This window comes from Mesorhizobium sp. M4A.F.Ca.ET.020.02.1.1 (genome assembly GCF_004022645.1).
Lineage (GTDB): Bacteria > Pseudomonadota > Alphaproteobacteria > Rhizobiales > Rhizobiaceae > Mesorhizobium.
The window spans coordinates 1-954 of sequence record NZ_RZOI01001207.1 but is presented as its reverse complement, the minus strand read 5'-3'; the positions used below and the strand labels follow the sequence as shown (position 1 = coordinate 954).

Annotated in this window: 3 protein-coding genes; all 3 read left to right on the top strand. The window is 64.5% G+C overall.

Annotated elements, in window-relative coordinates; genetic code table 11:
- Positions 1–366, top strand: a 366-nt coding sequence (locus EN742_RS36115) for a type II 3-dehydroquinate dehydratase (RefSeq protein ID WP_148670574.1), incomplete at its 5' end; no start/stop codon positions are given.
- A 26-nt stretch (positions 367–392) separates the two neighbouring features.
- Positions 393–857 carry an acetyl-CoA carboxylase biotin carboxyl carrier protein gene (gene accB, locus EN742_RS36110; RefSeq protein ID WP_126054373.1) on the top strand — a complete coding sequence of 155 codons (465 nt, stop codon included), beginning with the start codon at positions 393–395 and terminating at the stop codon, positions 855–857.
- Between the two features lie 8 nt (positions 858–865).
- A partial coding sequence (locus tag EN742_RS40135) for a biotin carboxylase N-terminal domain-containing protein (RefSeq protein ID WP_148670575.1) occupies positions 866–954 on the top strand: 89 nt, incomplete at its 3' end.

Genomic DNA, 954 nt, shown 5'->3' with positions numbered 1-954 from the left:
GGCGGAAAGGCGCTTGCCGCGATCGCCGAGGACTGCAAGAAGGCGGGCGCCGAGCTTGGGCTGGAGATCGACTTCCGCCAGTCGAACCATGAGGGCGACCTCGTCGACTGGATCCAGGAAGCCGGCGACAAAGCCGTCGGAATCGTCATCAATCCGGGCGCCTACAGCCACACCTCGATTGCCATTCACGACGCCATCCGCGCTGTCGCGCCGCTGCCCGTCGCCGAAGTCCATCTCTCCAACATCCATGCGCGGGAACCGTTCCGCCACGTCTCCATGGTCGCGCCGGTCGCCGTCGGCATGATTTGCGGGTTCGGGCCGCTCGGCTACACGCTCGCGCTGCAGGCGCTGGCGGCACGCCTTTGACCGGCCAACAAACAGAAGGCTCGAAAATGTCTATAAAGAAGACCGGTGTTGACCAGCAGCTGATCCGCGATCTGGCGGGCATACTGAACGACACCAATCTTACCGAGATCGAGGTCGAGCTCGGTGACCTGAAGGTGCGCGTGTCGCGTCAGTCGCAGACCGTGCACGCGGTGGCCGCTCCCGCGCCCGCTTATGCGCCGGCGGCGCCAGCTCAGCCCGCGGCTGCGGCCTCAGCGCCTGCAACGGCCGACCAGTCCAAGAACGCCGTGCCCTCGCCTATGGTCGGCACCGCCTACTTGGCGCCGTCGCCCGACGCCAAGCCGTTCATAGAGATTGGCCAGAAAGTCAAGGAAGGCCAGACGCTGCTGATCATCGAAGCAATGAAGACTATGAACCAGATCCCCTCGCCGCGCGCCGGCACGGTGACGGCGATCCTCTTCGAGGACGCCCAGCCGGTCGAATACGGCATGCCTCTCGTCGTCATCGAGTAGAGCCGGGAATGTTTCAGAAAATCCTCATCGCCAATCGCGGCGAAATCGCCCTCAGGGTGCTCCGCGCCTGCAAGGAACTCGGCATCCAGACCGTGGT

What these genes read in the sequence shown, in the direction of transcription:
- accB (WP_126054373.1), top strand. Translation starts at nt 393, where the DNA reads ATGTCTATAAAGAAGACCGGTGTTGACCAGCAGCTGATCCGCGATCTG.